This is a genomic window from Amorphoplanes digitatis (assembly GCF_014205335.1).
GTDB classification, from domain to species: domain Bacteria; phylum Actinomycetota; class Actinomycetes; order Mycobacteriales; family Micromonosporaceae; genus Actinoplanes; species Actinoplanes digitatus.
Genome location: NZ_JACHNH010000001.1, coordinates 1,429,894 through 1,450,063, shown reverse-complemented (window position 1 = coordinate 1,450,063; position 20,170 = coordinate 1,429,894). Strand labels below are relative to the sequence as shown.

The following is a 20,170-nucleotide window of genomic DNA, read 5'->3' as shown; positions in this document are numbered from 1 at the left end:
TCAGTGCGCGGCCGGCACGGGTTCGGGCGCCGCGACCGCGGGCCGCGCGGGCTCGCGCCGCCGGACGAACGGCGAGAGCCGCGGCCGCCGCCGGGCGGCGAGGTCCTCGACCCAGCCGAGGACCAGGACGGCGACCCCGATGAGCGCGATCGCGATCGAGAAGTCGACGGCGGTCTGGAAGCCCTGGGTGGGCAGCTTCCAGAGTTCGAGCGGGTCGTAGAGGGCGATCGCGACGGTGATGGCCACGTTGTGCCACAGGTAGATCGTCACGGCCCGGTTGTTCACCATCGACACCAGGCCGTCCAGCGGGCGGATCCGGGCCAGCCAGTCCATCCGCGGCGTCCAGCGCAGCAGGGCGAGCACGAAACCGACACTGAAGATCGCGTACGCGACCGGGCGGCCGGTCAGGTCGAAGCCCTCCTCGCCCGGGTGCAGGTAGGCCCAGCCGAGGCCGCCGCCGACGCAGGCGGCGGCGACGCCGAGGACCGTCGCGGGGCGAAGCTTGGCGAGGTCGCCCTCGCGGTGCGCGAAGCCGAGCACCCAGCAGGCGCCGAACATCAGGACGTTGTGCGCGACCCAGGCGACGGTGTCGCCGAACATGTCCCGGTACGCCATCAGCAGCATCAGCCCGACCAGCGGCAACAGCACGGTCGGCAGGTTCCACCGCCGGTAGAGGCGCAGCAGCAGCGGCGAGAGCAGCACCAGCCAGAGGTAGGTGACCAGGTACCAGAGCACCCCGGCCGCCGGAGAGCCGTACTCGCTCGACGGCGGGTCGGCGATCGGGAACACCCAGAGCAGCATGTGCGGCCAGGACGGCCGGTCCGGCCAGCCATCCCGGATCATCAGCGGCACCACGATCAGCGCCATCACCCACAGCGCGGGCAGCAGCCGCCGGAGGCGGTTCCTGACCGCCTGGACCTCGGCCCGGTCCAGCGACTTCACCATCAGCGAGCCGCCGAGCGCGAACATCACGGCCATCGAGGGGAAGACGAGCTCGAGCGCGGCGATCGGGAAGGCGTGGAACACCACGACCCGAACGATCGCGAGTGTACGCAGAGTGTCGAAATAACGATCTCGTCCGGACGGAGTTCCCTCGGTCACAACGCTCCCAACAGCCACAACAGCAAACCGCACGGCAGCGGCAACCACAGACAGTAGCGGTCAACATGATCAACGCAGCGGGCCGAACGGACCGTCCCGATCACCGGTCCGGCTCGGACACCCCGGCCGGACAGACCGCAGCCGAGCGGTTACGGAGGTCGACATCGATGTCATAATTGCGGCCTGCGCCGGATTCGCCCGCCCGCGCACCACCGCCGAAGAGTTCGGAGCAGCATGTCAGCAGCCCGGTCCCCCGACGGGACCGTCGATGCCCCGGCCGAGCGCCGGCCGACGCTCACCCAGGTGGCCGCCCTGGCCGGGGTGAGCCTCAAGACGGCCTCGCGGGCGCTGAACAGCGAGCCGAACGTGGCCGAGGCCACCGGGCGCCGGGTCCGCGACGCGGCGGACCACCTCGGCTACCGGCTCAACGGCATCGCCCGGGAGCTGCGCCGCGGCGCCACCTCCGCGCTCGTCGGCCTGATCAGCGGCGACCTGACCAACCCGTTCTACTCGGCCGTGGCCAGCGGCATCGAGCGCGAGCTGCGCCAGCACGGCCTGCAACTGGTGACGGCGAACAACGACGAGGACGCAGAGCTGGAGCACGCGCTGATCGACGCGTTCCTCGAGCGGCGGGTACGCGCCCTGCTGGTGGTGCCGAGCGCGGACCGGCACGCGTACCTCGCGATCGAGGGCAGCCGCGGCGTGCCGTTCGTCTTCCTGGACCGGCCGCCGGTCGGCCTCGACGCCGACGTGGTCGTCATCGACAACGCGGGCGGGGCGCGTGCCGCCGCGGAGCACCTGCTGACCCGCGGGCACCGCCGGATCGCGCTGGTCGCCGACCTGGCCCGGATGGTGCCGCAGCGCGGCCGGATCGAGGGCTTCCAGCAGGCGATGCGCGCCTCGGGCAACGACGAATGGGCGCCGTTCCTGCGCACCGACGTGCACGACGTCAGCAGCGCCGAGCGGACCGTGCGCGAGCTGCTGGCGCTGGATCCGGCCCCGACGGCGCTGTTCACCACGAACAACCGGCTGACCACCGGTGCGCTGCGGGCGCTGAAGGAGCACCCCGACCCGCCGGCGCTGATCGGCTTCGACGACTTCGACCTGGCCGAGGTGATCGGCACGACGGTGGTGGCACACGACGCGGTCGCGATGGGCCGCGAGGCGGCCCGGCTCGCGTTCGAGCGGATCAGCGGCCACTCGGGCCCGGCCCGCTCGATCGTCATCTCCACCTCCGTCATAGCCCGGGGCAGCGGGGAGCGGGCGCCACGGATCGGTGACTGAACCGGGCGAACCCGCGCCGCCTCCCCTAGAGTTCGAAGGGTGACGCTGGAGATCGGACGTGCGCCGCTGTCGCGCATCGACGTCACGGTGAAATCCGAGCAGGAGATCCGCGACGAGCGCCGCGCCGCCGCGCTGCGCACCGAGGTCGCCCTCAAGGTCACCCTGGTCACCCTCGCCTGGCTGGTCTCCACGTCGCTGCTGCTCGGCTGGGGACTCACCGGCCAGCAGCGGCAGCCGGGCGTCATCCTGCTGGCGGCGCTGGTCGCCGTCGTCGGCCCGTTCGTCGGCGCGGTCATCGCGACCCGGCACGGCCAGTTCCGGCTCGGCGGGTTCTACGTGGTGCTCACGCTCATCATGGTGCTTCCCGCGCTGAGCATGGTGCGGGCAGGATGAGGCCATGGCCGAGAAGGAAGAGCGTGACGGCGTACCGCTGACGAACCTGGACCAGGAGCTCTTCCCCGGCGCCGGCGCGACCAAGCGCGACCTGGTGGACTACCTGGACGCGGTCCGCGACCGGATCATCGGTGTCCTGGCCGACCGGCCGCTGTCGGTGGTCCGGGTGCTGCGCGGCCAGGACCGCTTCATGCAGAAGAACCTGCCGAAGTACACGCCGGAGTGGGTACCGCGCACCGCGGTGTGGGCCGAGGCGTCACACCGCGAGGTGCAGTACGCCCTCTGCAACGACCGCCGCACGCTGCTGTGGTTCGCCAACCAGCGCGCGGTCGAGTACCACCCGACGCTGATGACCATCCACGAGCGCGACCGCCCCACCCACCTGATCATGGACCTGGATCCGCCGGAGGGCGGCGCGTTCGACGTGGTCGTGCGGGCGGCCGGTCTGGTCCGGCAGGCGCTCGCCGACGCGGGCATGTCCGGCGCCGTGAAGACCAGCGGGTCGAAGGGCGTGCACATCTTCGTGCCGCTCGACGGACACGCCGCCACCGTCGACGTGGCCGCCGCGACCCGGGCGCTCGCGGCCCGCGCCGAGCGGATCGACCCGGAGCTCGCCACCACCGCCTTCATCCGCGAGGACCGGCACGGCAAGGTCTTCCTGGACGCCACCCGGGCCGGCGGCGCCACCGTGGTGGCCGCGTACAGCCCGCGGATCCGGCCGGGGGTTCCGGTGTCGTTCCCCGTCGGGTGGGACGACCTCGGCGACGTGACGCCGGCCGACTTCACCCTGCACACCGCGCCCGGCCTGCTGAAGGAGCGCGATCTGTGGGCCGACGCGATGCCGGGGCCGCAGCCGCTCGACCCGGGCCTGGTCGAGGAGGGCCACACCATCCCGGTGGCCCGGGTCGCGGCGATGCACGAGGGCAAGCGCCGCGCCCGCGCCAAGCGCGCCGAGGGTTAGCGCCGATTTCCGGTCAGTTGACCCTCTGTTGCCATTGCCGGATGGGCCGCCACGTCGAGCCTCCGTCGGTGGTCGCTTCGAGGTCATATCCGATGGAGCAGTCGCGTTTGCCGTTTGCGCAGGAACCGGTGGATGCGAGTGTCCAGCCGGTCCGTTGGTCGGCGTAGGTCGTCCGCGCGGCGCCTGTGGTGGCGAAGGCCCGCGTCGATGCGCCGCGGCGCCAACCTCGCCCGTCGTCGGTCGAGGTGTACACCTCGTCGTGCCCTACACCTCCGGTGAGCCGGAGGCGACCGTCCGGATCGACGGCGATGTCGCCGGCCACGGGTGCCGTGCGTGCGGTCCAGGTGGCGCCACCGTCGGCCGTGGTGAAGAGTTCGGCGCGCGAGAAGGCCTTGCTGGTGGCGATCTGCGCCAGCAGCGCGCCGTGGTTCGCGTCGCGGAAGGCGAGACGTAGCGCACCGATCCCGGAGTTCGTCGGGATGGTGGTGGTGCTCCAGGTCGCGGCACCGGTGCTGGTCCGCGCGACCGTGATGCCGCCAGGCCCCGCCGAGGCCACCCAACCCCGCCGTTCGTCACGGAAGAGCGCCGCCTGTGCGCCCCCGCCCGGCAGGTGCAACTTGGCCGGTGCGAACGTGTCGCCGCCGTCGTGGGAGAGCAACAGCTCGTCGCCGGTCAGCAGCCAGCCGAAGCGGGGCGTCACCAGCGCGGCGTCCCGGGGTGCCGACTGCAGCGCGGCGCCGACGCAGCCCTGGCCGGTGTTCAACTGATCGGGTCCTGGGTACACGGGAGCGTTCGAGCAATCGCTGTCGATGTTGAGTGTCACGCCGTTCCAGGTCTCATTGTGGTCACCCGCGTATTGCTTGTGCCGCTGGTGGTTGGTCCATAGACCCGAGTCGACGCAGGGCATCACCCCGGTGTTCCGGTTGCCGTCCCAGGCCGCGCCGGTGACAAAGTCGGGCGGCGTACTGATCTCGGCGAGCCGTGACAGGCCCGACGCACACGTCGACCCGTACACGCCGGCCTTCTGCGCGGGCGCCACGTGCATCTGCTCGACCCAGCCCTGGACGAAGGACTTGACCGCGTTGACGCAGGCGCTGTCCGCGGTGTTGTAGTTCTCCAGGTCGAAGACGACAGGGGCACTTGTGGTGTTCATGCCGAGAGCCACCATGCGCCGATACGCGGCGAGCGCCTCGTTGCGGCCCTGCTGGCGTGCCGTGCCGGTGTCCCAGCTCATCCGCACCGGCTCGCTGGAGCACGGTGCCTGCGGCCCGACCCAGATCGGCATGAACTGCCAGCCCATCGCCTGGACCCGGCTCAGCCAGGAGGCGTCGGGTGTCGAGGGACAGCCGAGGTCCGCGCCCCCGATGTAGAGGCCGAAGTTCGAGAACGGCGTGTTGCTCCAGAACGCCTGCATCTGGCTGACGGTCGGCATGCAGGCGTCGAAGCCGAGGCGCTGGCTGATGCCGAACGAGGCTTGCGCCGCCGGCCCCGGAAACCCAGGCGCCAGCGGAGCGAGCAGGATCGCGACGACTACGGCGATACGCCGTACTCGATGAGAGAAGACATGCAAAATAACACCATCCCGATGGTGAGTGGGCAGGCGACGGCGCCCGGCCGAGTAGACCCGACCGGGCAACGTCTTGCGGGTGTCAGGCCGTGTAGCCCCGAGCGGCGATCCAGTGCGCGAGCCGGGTGGTGTCCATCCAGTACCAGCCGTAGCCGTTGGCGTCGGCGGGGTCGGCGAGGTGGGCCGTCCAGCCGTTGTTGCTGTAGCCGACGATGGTCAGGTAGTGACCGCCCGAATAGCTGTGTGCGTCACCGTCGGTGTCGACTGCCGTGCCTACGACGTTGGCGACGATGGCATAGCCACGGGGAATGTCGTACACGATGTCGTATTGCAGCCGGTTGATCTCGGCCTGCGTGGCAGAGTTGCCCGGGATCCACTTGGTCTCGTAGAACCCGGTGTGTGCCAGGCTGTTCATCACCCGGGTGGTGTCCGCCGCCGAGTTGGTGCCGTTGGTGGTGGTGCCGAGCTGGCCGGCGATGTAGCTCTGACTGTAGGTGTAACCGCGCGCGGTCAGCGCGATCCGGGTGGCGGCGGGTCCGCAGTAGTAGTAGTTCTGCTGCCACTGGAAGCTGTAGCTGACATCGGCCGATGACGCCGCGAAGGCGGCGGACTGGGTCACCGCGGTCGTGGCGACGAGTCCACAGAGGACGACCGCCACGGCGGTTAGCAGGCGACTGATTCTTCTCATGCGATTCAGTGCTCCTCACGAGAGTGCGATCGATCCGGGCAGTGCCAATATTGGGGATCCGGCCCGGACGACACCACGGCGTTGACCCGGCATTGGTCGGCACCTTTACGCTGTGGGAAGTGCTGGCCGGGGGGAGGGCGGCGGGATGATCGGTGACCTGATTCGTTCGCACCGGAAGCGCCTCGGGCTGACCCAGGAGGATCTCGCGGCGCGGGCCGGGGTGCACACGCGGACCATCGGCAAGATCGAAGCGGGTCAGATCAGCAGTTCGCGGCAGTCGACGGCGCGCCTACTCGCGGAAGCGCTGGGCCTCGTCGGGGCCGAACGGGAGGCGTTCTTCCAGGCTGCGGCCAGCACCGTGGATACCTCCACCCAGCCGGCGCCGAGCCGGCTGCGCGGCGATCCGCAGCTCGACCCGCCGGCTGAAGTCGCACAGCCGGTGACGCCCTCGGTGAACGCGCTGCCGCTGAGCGCGGCCGCCTTCACCGGCCGGGAACGTGAGCTGCGCGCCTTGGACGCATTGATCCCCGAGGGCACTGCCCCGCTCATCACGGTCACGGGGGCCGGCGGCATCGGCAAGACGGCCCTCGTGCTGCACTGGGCTCAAGGTATCTCGGCGCGCTATCCGGACGGTCTGCTCTATGTGGACCTCGAGGGCTTCTCCAACCGCCGGCCGCTGTCGCCGACGGAGGCGCTGTCGCGGTTGCTGCACCAGCTCGGCGTCGCGCCGGCCCGAATCCCCGCCCAGGAAGCACACGCCGTAGACCTGTTCCGCACGTCGATCGCAGGCCGGCGGATACTGATCGTGATCGACAACGCCCGCGACAGCCACCAGGTCCGGCCGCTGCTGGCGGCGGGATCCGGCTGCGGCACGCTGGTGACCAGCCGCACCCGCCTGTCGGGCCTGGTAGCGCGGGAGGGCGCCGTACCGCTCGACCTCGACGTGATGTCTCCAACCGAGGCCAACGTGCTGCTCACCGCCCTGCTCGGCGCCGACGACCGCGACCAACTCGACGAGTTGGCCCGGATGTGCGCCTACGTGCCGCTGGCGCTGCGGATCGCGGCGGCCTCGATCCTCGCCCGGCCGGCCGGCGTCACCGGCTACCTGGACCGGATGCGCACGAGCGACCGGCTCGCCGCGCTCCAGCTCGACGGCGACGACCACACCGCGATCGCGACGACCTTCGCCTACTCGTACGCCCTGCTCGACCACGACACCCGCCGGCTGTTTCGGTTGCTCGGCTTGGTGCCCGGTCCGGACGTCACCTCCGAGACGGCAGGTGACCTGGCCGGGTTGCCCGCCGCCACAGCGCGCACCCTGCTGCTCGAGCTGGTGGCGGTGCACCTCGTCGAGGAGCGGGCGCCGGGCCGGTTCGGCTCTCATGATCTGCTGCGACTGTTCGCCGCCCAGCAGGCACCGGCCGCTGAAGGTCCGGCGGCGCGCGATGCCGCGCTGGAGCGCCTATACACCCACTACGCGAGCCGGGTCGACGCGGCCGCGCGTCGGCTGTATCCACAGGTTCTGCGTCTACCGCCGTCCGGACCGCTGCCGTCGTACACCTTCGAGAGCGACGCCGCGGCCGTCGGCTGGTTGGACGCGGAGCGGCTCAACCTGGTCGCGGCGGCTACCTACGGTTGCGAACAGGGCCCGCGGTGGCTGGCCTGGACGATCGCCAACGATCTGCGCGGGTACTTCTTCATCCGGATGTTCCTGGTGCAGTGGGATGCGGTGGCGCATGCGGCCCTGCGGGCGGCCGAAGCCGCCGGCGACAAGCGAGCGCGGGCCGCCGCCCACCTGAACCTGGCTGACCTGCACTGGCGCCAGGGCGCGATCGAGCCGGCCGAGACAGCGTTCGCGGCGGCGGCCGCGGACGCTTCGGCCGGTGGCTGGCCTGCCGGGCAGGCGACGGCGGTGGGCAACCTCGGCGGGCTACGCCGGATGCAGGGCCGGCTGACCGACGCGGTCGCGCTACTTGAGGAGAGCCTGCGGCTCAACACGGAGATCGGGCGCGCCGAGGGGCAGCTGGTCAACCTTGGCAACCTTGGCGTCGCGTACGGCGAGCTGGGTGAGTGGCAGCGCTCCGAGGACTACCTGGTCCGCACGTACGCCATCTGCGAGCAGGTCGGTTCGCGCAGCGGCCAGGCGGTCTCGCTGAGCAACCTCGTGGAGACGGCCATCCACCTCGGCGACGCCGATCTGGCGCAGGCCCGCCAGGAGCAGGCCCTGGCGCTGCACCGCGAGCTCGGCGACAAGGCCGGCACGGCGTCGACGATCCGCAGCGGGGCCGTCCTCGAGCTACTCCGCGGCGATCTTCCGGCGGCCCTGACGACCGCCCGGGCGGCTACCGAGCTGGCGGGCGAGAGCGACGACCACCGGGTGCTGGCGCACTGCCTGCACGTGACCGCCACGGTTCTCCAGGCCGCCGGCGACAGCGATGCGGCGTTGGAGGCGGCGGAAGAGGCCGTGAGGCTGGCCCACGAGGCGGGCCACCGGTTCGTGGAAACCCGGGCCCTGGTCGGTCTGGCGCGCATCCTGCGGGCTCGGCGGGAGCCGGAGAAGGCCCAGTCCAGCGCGGGGCAGGCGCTCGCCCTGGCCGAAAGCTGCGGCTACCGCCAACTGGCCGCCGAGGCAGCCCGAGAGATTCGACGCTGTTAGTCAGCCGACCAGGTCGCGCCAGAACGCGACGCTGGCCCGGCCGGGCTCGGCCGGCACGCCGCCGAACTCGGCGCCCAGGTAGGCGGTGAGGTTCGCGCCGTAGCTGATGATGTCGGTCTGCATCACCGACAGCACCGGATGGCCGCAGGTGCCGTGGCCGGCCGGCAGGTAGCGGTGCGAATAGACCGGGATCAGCCGCGGCACGATCACCAGCAGCCGGCGGGCGGCCACCACCGCGTCCGCCGCCGACTCGGGGCACGGGCCCCAGCCCTCGTACCAGAAGCCGTTCTCGGCCACGTCGAAGAGCACGCCCTCGACCGGCAGGGCGAGACGCTCGCGCAGCTGGCCGCGGTCGCCGTCGCGCCAGTCGGGCCAGCCGCGGCCGACCGGCAGGGCGGCGGCGAGGAACGCGCGGTGGTCGTCGGCGAACGAGAAACCGAACTCCTTCTCGACCCCGGCGATCTCGGAGTCGGAGAGCCCCGGCCGGAGCGTGAAACGGCCGTACGAGGCGAGCAGTTCAGCGGCGGCGGCACCCTGGTCGATCACGGCATCAGCCTAGAGCGACATACACCGATCGGTGTAGACCCGTACTCCCCGGGAGTCACCGGCAGAGACGCCGCGCGGACGACGCGGCCGGGCACCGCGCGACCGTAACTTTCCGCCCATGACATTCACCGAGATACCTGACGCACGGCTGATAGCGGCCGCGCTGGCCGGGTGCGCCGCGGCTCCGGCCGTCGCCGCACTCGGCGTTGCCACGGATCCGAGACTGGGGATCGCCGACCATGAGACGCTCGTGTCGTTGACCGGGCGAGCCGCGCTGTGGGCGGTGACGGGAAGCCTGGCGTTCGCGGCGGCCCGCCCGCTGCGACCGGCCGCGAGGGCGGAGAGGTGAGGACCATGCCACGCACGCTGCCCTGGATGGCCGCCGCCCTCACCCTGATCGGCGTACCCGCCGGGCTCGCACTCACCGGCGGCAACGTGCAAGGGGTCATGACCGCCACTCTGGCGTTCTGGCTGGCGATGCTGATGCTGCTGGTCGGCCGGTGGCCGCTGAGCGTCCTGATCGTCTCCGTGCTGACCGTCATCGCCTGGCGCACGTCGGGCCTGATCGGCAGCGGCTGGGCCTGGCCGGCCACCGCCGCCTTCGCCGCGCTCGCCCTCGCCGGCCGGCTGCGTACCGCCGTGGTGGCCGGCGCGCTCACCCTCACGTACGGCCTGGTGTGGGACGGCGTCGTCGAGCAGAAGTCGTCCGACTGGGTGCTGGGGCACATCGGCGGGGAGGCGCTGTGGCTGGCCGCGGTGCTCGCCGCCACCGTCGCCTACCGCAACACCCGGCGCTGGCAGGAGGAGGTCGCGGCCCGGCTCCAGCAGTCGCTGCACGAGCAGGAGCTGGACGCACTGCGGCGGCGCGCCGAGGAGCGCGTCGGCATCGCCCGGGACCTGCACGACGTCGTCTCGCACACCCTGGCCGTGGTGGGCGTGCATCTGAACGTCGCCCTTGACTCGTTCGACGACGAGCCCGAGGAGGCCCGCGGCGCCCTTCGGCTGGCGCAGGACGTCCGGGGCCGGGCGATGACCGACCTGAAGTCCCTGGTCGACGTGCTGCGCGAGGGCAACCGGATCGAGCCGCCGGCGGCCGGCCTGGAGGGGCTGACCGGGCTGGCCGAGCAGGTTCGCGCCGCCGGCGTCGAGGTGGCCGTCACCGAGCTGGGCGAACGCTCCGAGGTGCCGGCGCCGGTCGCCACCGCGGTCTACCGCGTGGTGCAGGAGTCGCTCACCAACACCGTCCGGCACGCCGGCGCCACCCGGGTGACCGTTGCGCTGCGGTACACCGCCGCGAACGTGGTGGTGGAGATCGCCGACAACGGCGGCGGGGACGGCGCGGGCGCGCCGGGGCACGGAATCATGGGCATGCGGGAACGGGTCGCCGCGCTGGGCGGGGAGCTGGCCACCGGGCCGGACCCCCGCGGCGGGTTCACCGTCCGGGCGATGATCCCGATCGCGGCCTGACATGACCATCACCGTCCTGCTCGCCGACGATCAGCACCTGGTCCGGGCCGGGTTCCGCAGCCTGCTCAAGCGCGACCGCGGCATCGCGGTCGCGGGCGAGGCGTCCTCCGGGGACGAGGCGGTGCGCACCGCCCGCGCGCTGCGGCCGGACATCGTGCTGATGGACATCCGGATGCCCGGGCTGGACGGTATAGCCGCGACCCGGCAGATCATGGCGGACCCGGACCTGCGGAACTGCCGGGTGATCATTCTGACCACCTTCGAGACCGACGAGTACGTGTTCGCGGCGCTGGAGGCCGGCGCCAGCGGCTTCCTGACCAAGGAGGTCGACCCGGACGGCCTGCGGCACGCCGTCCGGGTGGTGGCGGCCGGTGAGGCGCTGCTCTCGCCCAGCGTCACCCGCCGGGTGGTCAAGCAGTTCGCGCACCGCCCGGCCCCGGCGCCGGGCGGCGGCACGCGGCTCGCGGCGCTGACCGCGCGCGAGCTCGAGGTGGTGCGGCTCGTCGCCTCCGGGCTGTCGAACGAGGACATCGCCCGGGAGCTGGTGATCAGCCCGCTGACCGCGAAGACCCACATCACCCGGGCGATCTCCCGGCTCGGCGTCCGGGACCGGGTCCAGCTGGTGATCCTGGCGTACGAGGAGGGGCTGGTCGGCGGCGGATCGGCGTAGGCCTGCCCGAACTGACATCGATGTCAAAGGAAACCTTGCATATCGATGAATGTAGACGTAACGATGTCCCGGAGGTTTCCTGCGTACCCGGGAGGTAGACGGCATGCACCGGCCACGTTGGGGTGTCGCCCTGTTATCCGTCACGTTGATCGCGACGGCCGCGACACTCGCGCTGGGCGGCGGCGCCCGGGCGGCGGCGGGCGGCGCGTTCGCCTCGTCGTTCGAGACCGAGGACCCGCAGCCGGACTGGACGGACACGGTCGACGCGGACGCCGGCAGCTCCGGCGTCGACGGCAACATCGTCACCGGCATGCCGGGCAGCCTGCGCGGCGACGTCACCGCCATCGCCGTCAACGCGGAGCCGAACGGCAACGAGGGCGCCGGCAACCTCAACGACGGCGACTCGGCAACCAAGTGGCTCGTCGACACACCGACAAGCTGGGCGCAGTACACCCTCGCCGCGCCCGCCGAGGCGATCAGGTACGCGCTGACCTCCGCCAACGACGCACCCGAGCGGGACCCGCGGGACTGGACGCTGCAAGGCTCCGCCGACGGCACCGCCTGGACCACGGTCGACACCCGGACCGGGCAGACGTTCGCCGAACGCTTCCAGACCAGGATCTACGAGGTCGCGAACCCGGCCTCCTTCCCGATCTACCGGCTCAGCATCACCGGGCACCCGTCGGGCAACCTCACCCAGCTCGCCGAGCTGGAGCTCGCCGGCGCCGACGTGACCGCGCCGCCCGCCGGGCCGATGCAGAGCCGGATCGGCCCCGGGCCGGCCAGCTCACCCACCGCCAAGGCGGGCGCGGGCTACACCGGGCTCCGGGCGTTCCAGATCTCGGGCCGGCACACCGCCGAGGGCCGCGGGTACTCGTACAACAAGGTCTTCGACGTCGATGTCGCGGTGACCGGCGAGACCGAGCTCTCCTACCTGGTCCTGCCGGAGTTCAACCGCGAGGACCTGTCGGACCCCGCCACGTACACGGCGGTCGACCTGGCCTTCACCGACGGCACCCGGCTGTCGCAGCTCGGTGCGCTCGACCAGAACGGCATCGTGGTCAGCCCCGCCGCGCAGGGCGCGTCGAAGACGCTGTACACCGCGCAGTGGAACAAGCGGACCGCGCGGATCGGTGAGGTCGCGGCCGGCAAGACCATCGACCGCATCCTGATCGGATACGACAAGCCGTCCGGCCCGACGGCCTTCCGGGCCTGGTTCGACGACATCTCCGTCGCCGAGGTCCCGGCACCGCGACCCCGGGCACACCTCTCCGAGTACGCGGAGACGAGGCGCGGCACCCAGTCGTCGGGCGACTTCTCCCGGGGCAACAACTTCCCCGCCACGGCGGTGCCGCACGGCTTCAACTTCTGGACCCCGGTGACCAACGCCGGCACCACGAGCTGGCTGTACGAGTACCACCGCCGCAACAACGCGGCGAACCGGCCGACCCTCCAGGCGTTCTCCGCCAGCCACGAGCCAAGCCCTTGGATGGGCGACCGGCAGACGTTCCAGGTGATGCCGAGCGCGGCCGCCGGCGTACCGGATGCCAACCGGGCCGTCCGGGCGCTGGCCTTCGGTCACGAGAACGAGGTCGCGAAGCCCTACTACTACGGCGTCACCTTCGACAACGGGCTCAAGACCGAGTTCGCGCCGGCCGACCACGCGGCGCTGTTCCAGTTCACCTTCACCGACGACAACGCCAACCTGATCCTGGACAACGTCAACACCGGCGCCGGGCTCACCATCGACGCGGCGAACGGGACCGTCTCGGGCTGGTCGGACGTGAACAGCGGCGGCCTCTCCGCGGGCTGGACCCGGATGTTCATGTACGCCACGTTCGACGCGCCGGTCGCGTCCAGCGGCATGCTGCCGACCGGCAACCGGCCGTCGACGGGCTACGTCAAGTTCGACACCGCGCGCGACCGGACCGTCCGGATGCGGATCGCCACCTCGCTGATCAGCGTCGAGCAGGCCCGGCACAACCTGGACCTGGAGATCGCGGCCGACGCCACCCTCGAGTCGGTGCGCGACGCCGCCCAGGCGCTGTGGGACGCCAAGATGCACACCGTCGAGGTCGAGGGCGCGTCCGAGGACCAGCTGGTCACGCTCTACTCCAACCTGTACCGGCTGTTCCTGTACCCGAACTCCGGCTACGAGAACACCGGCAGCGCCACCGAGCCGGTGTACCGGCACACCGTGCAGTCCGCGGTTACCAGCCCCGCCAGCACGCCGACCGAGACCGGCGCACCGGTCAAGGACGGCAAGGTCTACGTCAACAACGGCTTCTGGGACACGTACCGGACGACGTGGCCGGCGTACTCGCTGCTCACGCCGGACAAGGCCGGCGAGATGGTGGACGGCTTCGTCCAGCAGTACCGCGACGGCGGGTGGATCTCCCGCTGGTCCTCGCCGGGATACGCCAACCTGATGGTCGGCACGAGCTCGGACGTGGCGTTCGCGGACGCGTACCTGAAGGGCGTTCCCGGCATTCCCGCCGAGACCGCCTACCAGGCAGCCCTCAAGAACGCGACGGTGGCGCCGCCGAACTCCAACGTCGGCCGCAAGGGCATGGCCAGCGCGATCTTCAAGGGCTACACGCCGAGCGACTCGACCGGCGAGGCCATGTCCTGGGCGATGGACGGCTACATCAACGACTTCGGCATCGCAAACATGGCCGAGGCGCTGGCGAAGAAGGGCGGCCCGAAGGCGGCGGACTACGCCGAGCAGGCCGAGTACTTCCGCAACCGGGCGCAGAACTACGTCAACATGTTCGACTCGTCGGTGGACTTCTTCCAGGGCAGGAGCACGTCCGGGGTCTGGCGCAACCCGCCGGACACCTACGACCCGCGGGTCTGGGGCTACGACTACACCGAGACCGACGGCTGGAACATGGCGTTCCACGTACCCCAGGACGGCCAGGGCCTGGCCAACCTGTACGGCGGCAGGGACGGCCTGGCGAAGAAGCTGGACAAGTTCTTCGACACACCGGAGACGGCCACCTTCTACGGCTCCTACGGCGGCCCGATCCACGAGATGTACGAGGCCCGCGACGTCCGGATGGGCCAGTACGGCCACAGCAACCAGCCGTCGCACCACATCATCTACATGTACGACTACGCGGGACAGCCGTACAAGACGCAGAAGCTGGTCCGCGAGGCGACGTCCCGGCTCTACCTGGGCAGCGAGATCGGCCAGGGCTACCCCGGCGACGAGGACAACGGCGAGATGAGCGCGTGGCAGATCTTCAGCGCGCTCGGCTTCTACCCGCTGCGGATGGGCAGCCCCGAGTACGCGATCGGCTCGCCGCTGTTCACCAAGGCGACGGTCAACCTCGGCGGGGGCAAGAAGATCGTCGTGAACGCGCCGGGCAACAGCCGCTCGAACGTCTACGTGCAGTCGCTCAAGGTGAACGGCAAGGCCTACGACTCGACGTCGCTGCCGCACTCGCTGCTGACGGACGGCGCGACGCTCGACTTCACGATGGGCGCCGAGCCGTCGAACTGGGGCACCGGTGTGGACGCGGCACCGCCGTCGCTCACCTCGGGCACCGCGGCGCCGACCCCGCTGCGGGACCTGACCGGCCCGGGCCGCGGCACCGCGTCGGACCCGGCGCTGGTCGACGACACCTCCACCACGCAGACGACGTTCGCGTCGCAGACGCCGTCCTGGCAGTACCGGTTCGCGAGCGCCGGCGAACGCGCCACCTACTACACCCTCACCTCGGGCGCGGCTGCCGGCGACCCGAAGGCCTGGAGGCTGAGGGGTTCCTACGACGGCACCACGTGGACGACGGTCGACGAGCGCGCCGACCAGGCGTTCGACTGGCGCCTACAGACCCGACCATTCAAAATCGCCAGCCCCGGCCGGTACGCGTACTACCGCCTCGAGGTCACCGCCAACACCGGCGAGGCGAGCACCACGCTCGCCGAGGTGGAGCTGCTCGGCGTACCGGAACCGGCCTGCACCACGGTGATCTCCGACAAGGTCGTCGGCGCGCTGTCGGTGCGCTCCGGCGTCACCTGCATCCGGGCGGGCGCGCAGATCACCGGCCTGGTGTCGGTGTCCAGGGGCGCCTCGCTCTACGCCACCGGCGCGAACTTGCGTGCGGCGGTCACGGCGACCGGCGCGGGCACGGTCGCCCTGCTGCACTCCACCGTGTCCGGCCCGCTGACGGTCAGCGGCTCGGGACCGGTGAGCGTGGAGGACTCCACGTTCACCCGCGCGGTCACGCTACGCACCAACACCGGGCCGACGGTGGTCGCGGGCAACACCATCGGCGGGTCACTGACCTGCACAGGCAACAACCCGGCACCGGTCGCCAACGGCCTCCCGAACACCGTCAGCGGCGCTCGGCTCGGCCAGTGCAGCGGCCTCTGACCTGAACCCGGTCGCCGGCCGTCCCTCCGGGAGATCGAATAGAGGAATGTCGCGGAAGAGCACGGTGACATCTTGCTCAGGGCGGTAGATCTCCACCGCGTCCACCTCCCCGCCGCGGCCGCGGTGCAACGAGAGCGTCAACTGCGAGCCGCCGCTAACGTTGCGGCATGTCCGACAACCTCTGGGCCGTGGTCGCCGCGGCCAACCTGTGCACGCTCGCGACCGTCAAGCGCGACGGCAGGCCGCAACTGTCCGACGTGAACTACACGGCAGACGACAAGACCCGGGTGCTGCGCGCGTCCACCCGGTCCTCACTTGCCAAGGTGCACAACCTGCGGCGCGACCCGCGCGCCAGCCTGCGGGTCGCGGGTCCGGGCGGCGCCGGCTACGTCGTCGCCGAGGTGCACGCCACGTTCTCGCCGCCCTCGGCCGACGAACACGACGCGACGGTCGAGGAACTGATCGAGGTCTACCGCCTGATCAGTGGCAAGGAGCATCCGGACTGGGACGACTACCGCCGCGCGATGGTCGCCGACGGCCGGCTCGTACTGAGCCTGCACGTCGAGCGCCTGTACGGCTGGGTCATGTGACCGGGCGCCACCGGAACCAGTAGTCGAGGCCGTCGAGCCGGTAGCGGTCGCCGTGGTCGAACCTCAGCTCACCTACGAGACGACGAGCGTCGGCCGGCATCTCACGATGCGCCGTCAGCAGCCGGTTCAGCTCGTCGTAGCGAGCGTCGACCCCGCCTGTCGCGGGATGGCCGTCCGGTCCGGCCGCTCCGGCGTCACGGCGCTGATTCCATCTGACGAAGATCTCCCATTGCTCGCGCTCCATCTCCACCGCGTCCCCGCTCGCGGGCCAGACCTGGTACTCGTCGGCTTCATCCGCGTGGTCGAAGTCGTAGCTCCGGATGTAGTGGGGCACGCCGCCGACGTCAGCCAGGCCCGCGCGGGGTCCGTCGTACCACTCGAGCTCGACGTACGCGCGCTCGAAGCCTTCCGCGATCAGCTGCTCTTCATCCCAGCTCTCAGCCACCGGGGCAGGCTACCGAGCCGTCAGGACAGCGTTATCGCGTACAGGTGGAGGCGGGGGTCGTTCGGCAGGGTGATCGAGCGGATCTGGCGTGCCGGCGCCACCGGCAGGCTCAGGCCGAACAGGTTCACCGGCGGGCCGTCGACGCCCTTGCCGGACTTGATGCGGTGGGGCATCGCGAGCACCGTGGTGCTGCCCGTCGACGCCGTGCCGCACCAGTCGGCGACGGTCACCGGGACCGCCGAGCTCGTGCCGTCCGCGTACCCGATGGTCAGGGCGGCCGTGACCGGGCCGTTGTGTGTCGTCGCGACCAGCTTGACCGCCGTGTGGTCGCCGGTCGGCAGCAGGAGCGACTGGCCGCGGGCCCGGACGAGGTTCTTCGCCGTGCCGGACGGGTCCGGCGCCTGGTAGGTGACGCCGTCCCAGGTGACCGGGCCGGCGGCGGGCAGCAGGTCGGCGTCGTAGCTCCAGCCGCCGCCGTCGAAGTCGCCCTCGGCGGGCGCGGCGACGGTCGCCGTGCCGTCGGCGTTGCGTTCGGCGCCGAGGTCGACCAGGCAGGCGCCGGACTGGGTCGAGGCGCAGGTGACCGGTTCGCGGACGGTGATCGTGGCCGAGCGCCGCACGGTCGGTGCGCCGGGCGCGGAGACCGAGACCTCCACCGGGTACTCCCCGGCGGCCGTTCCGGCCGGTGCCCGCACGGTGAGGGTCGCGGTGGTGCCGACCGGCAGGTGCCGGCTGACCAGGGTCCTGGGCTGGCGGGGGCTGACCGTCGCCTGCCAGCCGGCCGGGACGGCGGCGGTGACCCGGGGCGCGATGGTCAGCGGCGCCTGCGCGACAACGTCCACCTCGAAGGCGGCCTGCTGCGCGGTGGGCGAGCCGGCGGGCAGGGCCGCGGCGGACGGTCGGACGGCGGCGTCGACATGGGTACGGCCGTCCGCCGGCGCCCGGTTGACCGACGGCGGCTGGGCCGCGGCCGAGGTGCCCCAGTTCGACGGGGTGGCGCCGAGGGTGTGGCTGAGCGTGCCGCCGGCGGTGACGTCCGACCAGTCGAGCCAGGTCTTGGCGACGGACGCGCCGTTGAGGCGGACCCGCTGGATGTAGCGGTCGGCGTCGGAGGCGCCCGGCGCGGTGATCACCAGCCGGCGGTCGCCGATGGTGACCGTCGCCTGGGGGAACTGCGGGCTGGACAGCGCCAGGAAGTTCGCGCCGCTCATCGTCGGGTAGAGGCCGAGCGAGGAGAAGACGTACCAGGCGCTCATGGTGCCGAGGTCGTCGTTGCCGGTCATGCCGTCGGGCCCGGTGGTGAACAGCGTCATCGCGGCCCGGACCACGGTCGCGGTCTTCGCCGGCGCGCCGGCCCACAGATACAGGTACGGCGCGAGCAGATCCGGCTCGTTGTTCGGGTTGTACGTGGCCTTGGCGTAGTAGTCGTAGGGGCTGGCGATCCAGTCGGTGCGCGCGGTGCCGGCGGGGTCGGTGAGCAGCCGGTCGTAGGCGAAGAAGTCGTCCAGCCGCCGCTCCGTCGCCCGGCGCCCGCCCATCAGCGAGACCAGCCCGGCCGGGTCCTGCGGCACCAGCCACTGGTACTGGTACGCCCCGCCCTCGTGGAACTGCTCGCCCGCCGCGACCGGGTCGTACGGCGTCAACCAGGTCCCGTCGACCGTGCGGGGGCGGAACTGCCCGATCGAGGAGTCCCACAGGTTGCGGTACCACTGACCGCGCCCGGCGAACAGCTCGGCGTCGGCGGTCCGGCCCAGGCCCGCGGCCATCAGCGCCAGCGCCGCGTCGGCGGCCGCGTACTCCAGCGTCGCGGAGGCCGGGTGGTCGCAGTCGTTGTCGCCGCCCTTGTCGGCGCAGTCCACGCCGTCGTCGAGCCCGGACGGGATGTAGCCGCGGTCGGCGTAGTAGTCCTGACCCGTGCGCCCGTTGTAGGGCGAGTCCGCCGGTGGCTGTGCGGTCGCGTTGGCGCGCAGCAGCGCGTACGCCTCATCCTCGTGCCCGGCGAGCAGGCCCTTCGACCAGGCCTCGACCAGAAACGGGGTGACCGGGTCACCGGTCATGATGTTGGTCTCGCTGTTGGCCAGCGCCCAGCGCGGCAGCCAGCCGCCGTCGCGCCCGATCGCGACCACCGACAGCGCGACGTCGCGGGCCACGTCCGGCACCAGCAGCTCGAGCAGCTGGTTCTGCGGCCGGTAGGTGTCCCAGAGCGAGAGGTTCTGGTAAGGCGTGTACCCGTCCGCGGTGTGCACCTTCCGGTCGAAGCCGACGTAGCCGCCGTCGACGTCGCCGGCCAGGTTGGGGTGCAGCAGCGAGTGGTAGAGCGCGGTGTAGAACGCGCCGCGCCGCTCCGCTGTCCCGCCGCCGATCTCGATCCGGCCGAGCTCGCGGGCCCAGGTCTCGCGCAGCCTCGCCCGGGTGGCGTCGAAGTCGTACGAGTCGGCGGTCTCGGCGGCGAGGTTGCGCCGCGCGCCGTCCGGCCCGGTGTAGGAGAGCGCGACCTTGACGACGACGTCGCGGTCCTGCGTCGCGTCGAAGGTGACCCACGCGCCGTTGTTCCCGGTGCCGGACGCGTCCCGGCCGCCGGGTGTCAGCGCCGGGCCGCGCCACGTGCCGGTGTCGGCGAACGGGCGGTCGAAGCTCGCGGTGAAGTAGACGGTGTGGTCGTCCTTGCCGGCGCAGAAGCCGCCGGCGTGCACCCGGCCCTCGACGGTCCGGTCGCCGACGACGTGGATCTCGGAGTCGAAGACGGACTGGTTGGCCCGGCCGGTGTTGAACAACACGTTCGCGGCGGCGGTCGCCGGGAACGTGTAGCGCTGCCAGCCGGTGCGCGGCGTCGCCGTCAGCTCGGCCCGGGTCTGGTACCTCGACAGGCCGACCCGGTAGTAGCCGGGCGAGGCCTCCTCGTCGTCGTGGGAGTACGGCGACCGGTACGAGTTCGGGTCGGACGTGCCGACCGCGCCCGTGGTCGGCAGCATCGGCAGCTCGCCGGCGACACCGCAGCCGACGCCGGAGAGGTGCGTCTGGCTGAATCCGTGGATGCTGCCCTGCTGGTAGTCGTATCCGCCCTGGCCGCCGGTGTCCGGGCTGACCTGGACCATGCCGAACGGCGCGCTCGCGCCCGGGAAGGTGTTGCCGAAGTTCTGGGTGCCGACGAAGGGGTGCACGAGGTCGATGGGTTCGTCCGCCACGGCGCCGGCCCGGGCGGGGCTCGCGTAGCACGCGGAGGCGGCCAGCAGCACGGCCACCAGGAACCGACGGGTCATCGGGAAACCTCCGGTCAACGACGTCATCGTCCGTTGACAACGTTGTCACGATCCAGCGACGCCTGTCAATGAATCCGTCGGGCCGGACACCCGGATTGCACCCGGGTGCAACTTAGGTCGGGCCGTCCGTGCCCGATCTCACCTGGTACGACCGTCCAGCAGCG

15 protein-coding genes are annotated in these 20,170 nt (G+C 71.5%); 9 read left to right on the top strand and 6 right to left on the bottom strand.

What is annotated here, in order from left to right:
- On the bottom strand, positions 1-1,101 hold the full coding sequence (locus tag BJ971_RS06685) for an acyltransferase family protein (RefSeq protein ID WP_184990789.1): 1,101 nt from the start codon (positions 1,099-1,101) through the stop codon (positions 1-3).
- Positions 1,102-1,335: 234 nt separating this feature from the next.
- On the opposite strand from BJ971_RS06685, the gene BJ971_RS06680 reads away from it, so the two are divergent.
- From BJ971_RS06680 to ligD, 3 genes are read left to right on the top strand one after another with little or no spacing between them, the layout of a single operon-like run.
- Positions 1,336-2,385, top strand: a complete 1,050-nt coding sequence (locus BJ971_RS06680; RefSeq protein WP_184990787.1) for a LacI family DNA-binding transcriptional regulator — start codon at positions 1,336-1,338, stop codon at positions 2,383-2,385.
- Positions 2,386-2,424: 39 nt separating this feature from the next.
- Positions 2,425-2,778, top strand: a complete 354-nt coding sequence (locus BJ971_RS06675; RefSeq protein ID WP_184990785.1) for a hypothetical protein — start codon at positions 2,425-2,427, stop codon at positions 2,776-2,778.
- Positions 2,779-2,782: 4 nt separating this feature from the next.
- On the top strand, positions 2,783-3,739 hold the full coding sequence (gene ligD / locus BJ971_RS06670) for a non-homologous end-joining DNA ligase (RefSeq protein WP_184990783.1): 957 nt from the start codon (positions 2,783-2,785) through the stop codon (positions 3,737-3,739).
- A 13-nt stretch (positions 3,740-3,752) separates the two neighbouring features.
- Here the strand turns inward: ligD and BJ971_RS06665 are convergent, their stop codons facing one another.
- Both BJ971_RS06665 and BJ971_RS06660 read right to left on the bottom strand, forming a co-directional pair.
- On the bottom strand, positions 3,753-5,375 hold the full coding sequence (locus BJ971_RS06665) for a glycoside hydrolase domain-containing protein (protein WP_184990782.1): 1,623 nt from the start codon (positions 5,373-5,375) through the stop codon (positions 3,753-3,755).
- A gap of 13 nt (positions 5,376-5,388) precedes the next feature.
- Entirely contained in the window at positions 5,389-5,994 is a 606-nt protein-coding gene (locus tag BJ971_RS06660; RefSeq protein ID WP_184990780.1) for a C39 family peptidase, read from the bottom strand.
- Positions 5,995-6,139: 145 nt separating this feature from the next.
- Between BJ971_RS06660 and BJ971_RS06655 the strand changes: the two genes are divergently transcribed.
- Positions 6,140-8,650, top strand: a complete 2,511-nt coding sequence (locus tag BJ971_RS06655) for an ATP-binding protein (RefSeq protein WP_184990778.1) — start codon at positions 6,140-6,142, stop codon at positions 8,648-8,650.
- On the opposite strand, the gene BJ971_RS06650 is transcribed toward BJ971_RS06655, so the two are convergent.
- Complete coding sequence (locus BJ971_RS06650) at positions 8,651-9,196, bottom strand: hypothetical protein (RefSeq protein ID WP_239087456.1); 546 nt, start codon at positions 9,194-9,196, stop codon at positions 8,651-8,653.
- Positions 9,197-9,314: 118 nt separating this feature from the next.
- On the opposite strand from BJ971_RS06650, the gene BJ971_RS06645 reads away from it, so the two are divergent.
- The 5 genes from BJ971_RS06645 (at position 9,315) to BJ971_RS06625 (ending at position 16,301) form a co-directional block, all read left to right on the top strand.
- Positions 9,315-9,545: a hypothetical protein gene (locus BJ971_RS06645; protein ID WP_184990776.1), complete on the top strand. Its 231-nt coding sequence runs from the start codon at positions 9,315-9,317 to the stop codon at positions 9,543-9,545.
- Positions 9,546-9,550: 5 nt separating this feature from the next.
- The gene (locus BJ971_RS41970; RefSeq protein WP_184990774.1) at positions 9,551-10,663 is read left to right on the top strand and encodes a sensor histidine kinase; all 1,113 of its coding nucleotides are present in this window, start codon (positions 9,551-9,553) and stop codon (positions 10,661-10,663) included.
- Position 10,664: 1 nt separating this feature from the next.
- A complete protein-coding gene (locus tag BJ971_RS06635) occupies positions 10,665-11,333 on the top strand; it encodes a response regulator (protein ID WP_184990772.1) in 669 nt (222 codons plus the stop codon).
- A 103-nt stretch (positions 11,334-11,436) separates the two neighbouring features.
- The gene (locus BJ971_RS06630; RefSeq protein ID WP_184990770.1) at positions 11,437-15,711 is read left to right on the top strand and encodes a GH92 family glycosyl hydrolase; all 4,275 of its coding nucleotides are present in this window, start codon (positions 11,437-11,439) and stop codon (positions 15,709-15,711) included.
- Positions 15,712-15,878: 167 nt separating this feature from the next.
- Positions 15,879-16,301: a PPOX class F420-dependent oxidoreductase gene (locus tag BJ971_RS06625; RefSeq protein WP_184990768.1), complete on the top strand. Its 423-nt coding sequence runs from the start codon at positions 15,879-15,881 to the stop codon at positions 16,299-16,301.
- Here the strand turns inward: BJ971_RS06625 and BJ971_RS06620 are convergent.
- Positions 16,294-16,746, bottom strand: a complete 453-nt coding sequence (locus tag BJ971_RS06620; RefSeq protein ID WP_184990766.1) for a hypothetical protein — start codon at positions 16,744-16,746, stop codon at positions 16,294-16,296. The genes BJ971_RS06625 and BJ971_RS06620 overlap by 8 nt on opposite strands.
- 20 nt (positions 16,747-16,766) lie before the next feature.
- On the bottom strand, positions 16,767-20,006 hold the full coding sequence (locus BJ971_RS06615) for a GH92 family glycosyl hydrolase (RefSeq protein WP_184990764.1): 3,240 nt from the start codon (positions 20,004-20,006) through the stop codon (positions 16,767-16,769).
- Positions 20,007-20,170 lie beyond the last annotated feature (164 nt).